We start from the raw sequence: 6,209 nt of genomic DNA on the forward strand, positions 1-6,209 counted from the left end.
GAAGTGGGGGTAGTTGACTTGGCAGCCCTGTGAACATGATTTCGAAGACGGCTTTTCCACTGTTTGCTTAACAGACAGTGGCGAAACACAAACCGTTTTCCCATCGCGCGCTCATCGGTAAAACTGTACATCATAGCCTTCTTTCAACAACACTTGGTAAATTTGCTGAATGTGGTCTTCGTTTTTTGTCTCGAGCGAAAAGTGAATTTCCGCCTGACCTGGCAGCACTTTGGCGCCGATGCGCTGATGGTGAATCGACATCACGTTTGCCTCAAGCTCCGCAATAATGCGCAGCAGCTTGTTCAACTGGCCCGGCTTGTCGGAGATGACCGTTGTAAACGTCACAAACCGGCCCGCTTCGACAAGCCCCCGCTCAATGATGCGGGAAATGAGCGTCACATCGACGTTGCCGCCGCTTAAAATGGCGGCGACTTTTTTGCCGCGAAACGGCAGCTTTTGATACAACAATGCCGCCAACGGACAAGCTGCCGCCCCTTCGATTAACAGCTTGTTCCGCTCGAGCACATACAGCATCGTCCGTGAAATTTCCGCCTCTTCCACGCACACAACGCCATCGACGTATTGCTCAATGTATTGGTACGTAATATTGCCCGGCTTTTTCACGGCAATCCCATCGGCGATCGTATTCGATGCGGCAATGGAGACGGGCTGTTTATGGCGTATGGCCGCCGTCATGCCGGGGCAAGCCGATGACTCAACGCCGTACACTTCAACCGATGGCTTCAGCTGTTTTAACGTAAACGCCACCCCCGCAAGCAACCCGCCGCCGCCGACCGGACAAAGAACGCCATCGACGTCGGGAAGCTGCTCGATCAGCTCTAAGCCGATCGTCCCTTGGCCGGCCATCACCGCCAAGTCGTCAAACGGATGAACAAATGTCATCCCCCGTTCACGTTGCAACTCTAATGCATATTCCAAAGACTCGTCAAACACATCGCCGTACAGCACGACTTCCGCCCCGTAGCTTTTCGTCGCTTCAATTTTGCTGAGCGGCGCCCCTTTCGGCATGACAATCGTGCAAGGAATGCCGAGCATGCCGCTTGCGTAGGCGACCCCTTGGGCGTGGTTGCCGGCCGAGGCGGCGATGACGCCGCGCGCCCTTTCTTCTTCCGTGAGCGACATAATTTTATTGAATGAGCCTCTCACCTTAAACGAACCTGTTTTTTGCAAATTTTCCAGTTTCATATACACGTCATTGCCGGACAGCCGGCTGAACGTCTGCGAATGCTCAAGCGGCGTTTGGTGGACGATGCCTTTCATTTTCGCTCGCGCTTGTTCAATGTCTGTTAACGTCAACATCATCAAACCACCCTTTCCGATCGGGCGACCGGTTCTTGTTCACCCCGCTTTATTATATACAAAACATTTCATCACCGACAAATGTTGCTTTTCTTTAGTTGGTTTTGGATTATTTTTAGCATATAGTTTTGTTGCATAAAATCATGTTCAACAAACATCGCTGCAACCCGCTTCCTTTGTCAAACCGTTTGAACGTTGGACTTGTCCCAAAACATCAGAGTGTTTCTAGGGGAAGAGCTGTCTACGGTCTGTTCTTTTTCTTTTGTGAATATTGTTTATTTAGAACATTGTTCTATAGATTTGGCCAATTGCCAACGGGAAAAAGCGGCCAAAAAGATCGGCGATAGGCAAACGCGAGGGAATTTGCTAATATGAAAGAAAAGCATTCGGAAGACGAAAGGATGAAACGGTTGTGACGAAAAAGTTGTACTATACGGCGCCGGATGTTGACGTGTGGACGACAACGGTGACAAGCGTCCGCCAAGACGGCGAAACATACATTGTCACCTTGGCGGAAACAGCGTTTTACCCGGAAGGCGGTGGCCAACCGTCTGACGCCGGCACGATCGCCGGCTTGCCGGTGCTCGATGTGTTTGACGAAAACGGGGAAGTGTATCACCGCCTTCCTGCCCACCCGGGAATGGGCGCCGTTTCATGCGTCCTTGATAGGAAACGGCGCCGCGATCATACACAACAGCATAGCGGCCAACATTTATTATCCGCTGTACTCGTTGAACAGCTCGGCGCCGAAACAGTCGGTTTTCACCTTGGGCGCGAGGTCGTCACAATCGACATCACGGCGGGTGCGCTGACGGAAGCAGACATGCTGGCAGTGGAAAACCGGGCCAACGAACTCATTTACGCGAATCTCCCGGTCGAGACGTATTGGGTGACGCCGGAAGAAGCAGAACGGATGCCGTTTCGCAAGCGTCCCGATGTCCAAGGTTCTGTCCGTGTTGTCGAGATGAAAGGGATCGATTTGTCGGCGTGCTGCGGCACCCATGTGAAACGCACGGGCGAAATCGGCGTGATCAAATTGCTGAAAGCAGAGCGCCATCGCGGCATGACGCGTCTTTCCTTTCTTTGCGGCGGCCGGGCGCTTGCCGACTACCAGCAAACCCACCGCGTCGTGCAGGCGGCAGCAGGTCGGTTCGGGACAAGCCGCGATCAGCTGCTCGACGTGATCGCAAAATGGGAACAAGAGAAAAAAGAATGGGAAAAACGGCTGCGCCAATACGAGGCAATCGTCTTTGCCGTCGAAGCCGAACGGGCCGCCGCCGAATCAGGACGTGCAGTGATTGGCCGTTACGACCAATATGGGGCAAAAGAACTGCAAATGATCGCCCGTCTGATCGCCGACCGTTATGGCAAAACCGCGCTTCTCGCCTCCACCTCCGATTGGCGCGCCGTGATCGCCAAAGCACCGTCTTCCTTGCTCCATGCAGGGAACTGGCTGAAAGAACAAGCCGCCCTGTTTGGCGGCAAAGGGGGCGGCAACGAGCGGCAGGGGCAAGCTGCTTTTCCGTCCCTTGAGGCGCTTAGCCAGTTCCTTTCCCGCGTGGAAACGGCAGGCATCGATTGACGGCTCCTGCCCGCACCGCCCGGTTGCTTCGATTCGTTTCGTCCTCCCGTCGGATCGATGCGATGTCCGCCATAGCCGACGGAGGGCGGTTTTTGTAAAATGAAAAACGAAATGTGCAGCTAAGGAGTTTGAAGAGATGAACGATCGACTCGTACAATCGCAAATCGAAGAGCTCGAACGAAAGCTGCGCGCTTATGAGCGGCTCATCGAAACGCTTCCGTTTCCGTTCACCTTTGCCGATTACGAAAGTGGAATCGCCATCGAAAAAAAGCGCGGCGACGTCCGGCCGCACCTTCGCACCATTCCACCGTCCCTTGAAAAGGAAGCCAAATGGCAGTGGGATATTGACTTGTATCACGACGTACCGTTTGAAAAAGTGGAAGCCTTTTTGACGCCGTTGCTCGATCTCGTGCCGCACCATATCGTTTTTGTCGACGACAAAGGGATCATCACGCTTTGCAATTTGCAGGCGGCCATTGACACGGGCGTCGAGCGCGACGCCATCATCGGCAAACATATTCGCGAGCTGCTGAAGCTGCCTGACGAGCTGATCGCAACGCTCGAATCGCTTGAAAAAGGCGAGCCGCTTTACAATTACGAAGTGCTCGACCGATTTTACGGCATCGTCAACACCCGTTTTATTTACAACGATGACGGATCGATCAAACGAGTCATCAGTATGTTTCAGTCGCTCAATATGATGAAAGAAACAGAAAAGCTGGCGGTCGCTGGCCGCATCGCCGCCGGCATCGCCCATGAAATCCGCAATCCGCTGACGACGGTGCGCGGATATTTGCAACTATTGAAAAGCGACTTGCCGGATCGCATCGCCTCGCTCGTTGAGCGGCTTTTAATTCCTGAGCTCGACCGGGCGAACGACATTATCACGGATTTTTTGAATATCGCCAAGCCGGCGGACGTCAAAATGGAGACGTTCAACTTGCACCGCTTTTTGCGCGACGATGTCGGCGTCCTATTGCAAAGCGAAGCGCTATTGCATAACGTCGACGTCCATTTTGACCTTGATGACCAGCTTGACGACTACGAAATGAACGGCGACCGCAGCCAGCTTTTGCAAGTGTTTTTAAACTTATTTCGCAACGCCGTGGAAGCAAAAGTGGCGAAAACGATGAAGGTGTCGATCTGCAGCCGAAAAATCAACCATCTCGTTCAGCTTCGCTTCTGCGACGATGGGCCCGGCATTCCGCCGTCGGTCATCGACCATGTTTTCGATCCGTTTTTTTCAACGAAGGAAACGGGAACTGGGCTCGGCCTGTCATTATCGAAAAAAATCGTCGAACTGCATCGCGGGACGATGAAAGTGCAAAGCGACGCGCACGGCACATGTTTTTTGATCGAATTCCCGCTTTGCAGCCAACCGCCGTTTCTTTCGTCATAAATCGCTTCCGAAGAGGGGGGTCATCCCAGCTTCGGAAGTGGAGAGATTGATGATTTAGAACAATGTGTCACTTTATTACGGAAAAGGAGGAGCCATTATGGCAACGACCGCTCCGCCCAACGGCAAATGGCGGCGCCTGTTCGCCTTGTTTCTTCCCATTTTTGTTTCGCAAACCGGTCAATATGCCATGAACTTTGTCGATGTCGCCATGTCCGGTCATGCGAGCGCCGAAGATCTTGCCGGCGTCGCGATCGGCTCCAGCTTATGGGTGCCGGTGTGGACCGGCGCCGGCGGCATTTTGCTCGCCTTGTCCCCGATCGTCTCGCATCATCTCGGCGCCGGACGCCATGACTCAATCGCCCGCGCCGTCGCCCAGGCGCTCTACTTGGCTGTCGCGCTTGCTGCCGCCATTGTCCTGATCGGCGCCGCTTCTGTGCCGTTTATCTTGAAACAGATGTCTTTGGATGAAAACGTTCGGCATATCGCCTTTCATTATTTGCGCGCCTTGTCGTTTGGGATCATCCCTCTGTTTCTTTATTCTGTGCTCCGCTATTTCATCGATGCGCTTGGGCAAACGAAAGTGACGATGTGGATTACGCTCACCGCCTTGCCGGTCAATATGCTGTTCAACTGGTTGTTGATTTACGGGCATGGCGGATTTCCGCGCCTTGGCGGCATCGGCACTGGTTACGCGACGGCGATCACGTATGCGTACTGCTTCGCGGCCGCTGCCTTTGCCGCTTTGAAATTTCGCCGCTTGGCTCCCTATCGTGTACTCGTCCGTTTCTACCGTCCGTCATGGGCCGCATGGAAAGAGTTGCTGAAAACCGGGGTGCCGATCGGGTCGGCCATCTTTTTTGAAACGAGCATTTTCGCTGCGGTGACGCTGCTTGTCGGCCGGTTTGGCGCGGAAACGGTCGCCGCGCATCAAAGCGCCCTCAACTTCGCTTCACTGTTGTATATGATTCCGCTCAGCTTATCGATGGCGCTGACGATCGCCGTGGGCGTTGAAGCCGGGGCCAACCGTTATGAAGCCGCCAAACAATATTGCTTGATCGGCATCACCCTCGCCTTGGCCGTCGCCGCCGCCGCTGCATTGTTTCTTTCCGTCTTCCGCGGCGATGTTGCTCGACTGTATACAAACGATCCGACAGTGGCGGCGTTGACGGAGAAGTTTTTGCTCTATGCGATCTTCTTTCAAGTTTCCGATGCCATCGCCGCTCCCATCCAAGGAGCGCTGCGGGGCTATAAAGAGGTAAGCGCCGTTTTTTGGTCCGCTCTTCTCGCCTATTGGGGCGTTGGGCTTCCGCTTGGCTGCGCGCTCGCTCTACTGACTGCCGCCGGGGCGTTCGGCTATTGGATCGGCCTGATCGCCGGATTGGCAACGGGCGCGCTGTTTCTCAGCTTTCGCCTGCGGGCCGTTTGGCGCAGACATGACAGCGGGCGTGCGCCATGCGCCTTTTAAGAGGGAGCGGTCGATAAACAAGGATGTCCCGCTCAGTTCTAGGGACATCCTTTTTGTTTCAGCATGATGGATCATGCAGTCGACAAGGCCGGTTTCCCTTAGCCGACCTCCTTAGGCGACGGCTGCTGCTTCATATACTGTAATACATCGAGGTCGATTTTTCCTTTCTCCACTTGGCGCTCCTCAAAATTTTCTGTATGTATATACACGGTCAGCGCCTCATGAAGCGCCTCGAGATCCGCCGAGCGCTCTTTCGATAAATAACCGAGACGGACCAAGTGGGCGGCCACCTCTTCCTTTACCGTTCCTTCAATCGCTGCCACTTTTTCGGGACGCGGTTTCTCAAAGTAAAGCTGGCGCAACTGATACAAGCGAATAAGCTCCTCGATCGGCCGCGGGTGATCATCGACGCGCAAATCGATATAGCGGTCATTGTAGCCGCC

Annotated in this window: 5 protein-coding genes; 3 read left to right on the forward strand and 2 right to left on the reverse strand. The window is 54.1% G+C overall.

Annotated elements, in window-relative coordinates; all coding sequences use genetic code 11:
- Window positions 1–111: 111 nt before the first annotated feature.
- Entirely contained in the window at window positions 112–1,320 is a 1,209-nt protein-coding gene (ilvA, locus tag I656_RS00370; RefSeq protein WP_033006938.1) for a threonine ammonia-lyase, read from the reverse strand.
- 412 nt (window positions 1,321–1,732) lie between these two features.
- Between ilvA and I656_RS00365 the strand changes: the two genes are divergently transcribed.
- The 3 genes from I656_RS00365 to I656_RS00355 all read left to right on the forward strand — a co-directional run bounded on the left by I656_RS00365 (window position 1,733) and on the right by I656_RS00355 (window position 5,766).
- On the forward strand, window positions 1,733–2,902 hold the full coding sequence (locus I656_RS00365) for a DHHA1 domain-containing protein (RefSeq protein ID WP_020756909.1): 1,170 nt from the start codon (window positions 1,733–1,735) through the stop codon (window positions 2,900–2,902).
- 136 nt (window positions 2,903–3,038) lie between these two features.
- Window positions 3,039–4,301 carry a nitrogen regulation protein NR(II) gene (locus tag I656_RS00360; RefSeq protein ID WP_020756910.1) on the forward strand — a complete coding sequence of 421 codons (1,263 nt, stop codon included), beginning with the start codon at window positions 3,039–3,041 and terminating at the stop codon, window positions 4,299–4,301.
- A gap of 97 nt (window positions 4,302–4,398) precedes the next feature.
- Window positions 4,399–5,766 carry an MATE family efflux transporter gene (locus tag I656_RS00355; protein ID WP_033006937.1) on the forward strand — a complete coding sequence of 456 codons (1,368 nt, stop codon included), beginning with the start codon at window positions 4,399–4,401 and terminating at the stop codon, window positions 5,764–5,766.
- 98 nt (window positions 5,767–5,864) lie between these two features.
- Here I656_RS00355 and I656_RS00350 read toward each other — a convergent pair.
- On the reverse strand, window positions 5,865–6,209 hold a 345-nt coding region (locus tag I656_RS00350), incomplete at its 5' end, for a putative peptidoglycan binding domain-containing protein (protein ID WP_020756912.1).

Source organism: Geobacillus sp. WSUCF1 (assembly GCF_000422025.1).
Lineage (GTDB): Bacteria > Bacillota > Bacilli > Bacillales > Anoxybacillaceae > Geobacillus > Geobacillus zalihae.

Coding starts and splice junctions, on each gene's coding strand:
- ilvA (WP_033006938.1), bottom strand. CDS start 1,320: ATGTTGACGTTAACAGACATTGAACAAGCGCGAGCGAAAATGAAAGGC.
- I656_RS00360 (WP_020756910.1), top strand. CDS start 3,039: ATGAACGATCGACTCGTACAATCGCAAATCGAAGAGCTCGAACGAAAG.
- I656_RS00355 (WP_033006937.1), top strand. CDS start 4,399: ATGGCAACGACCGCTCCGCCCAACGGCAAATGGCGGCGCCTGTTCGCC.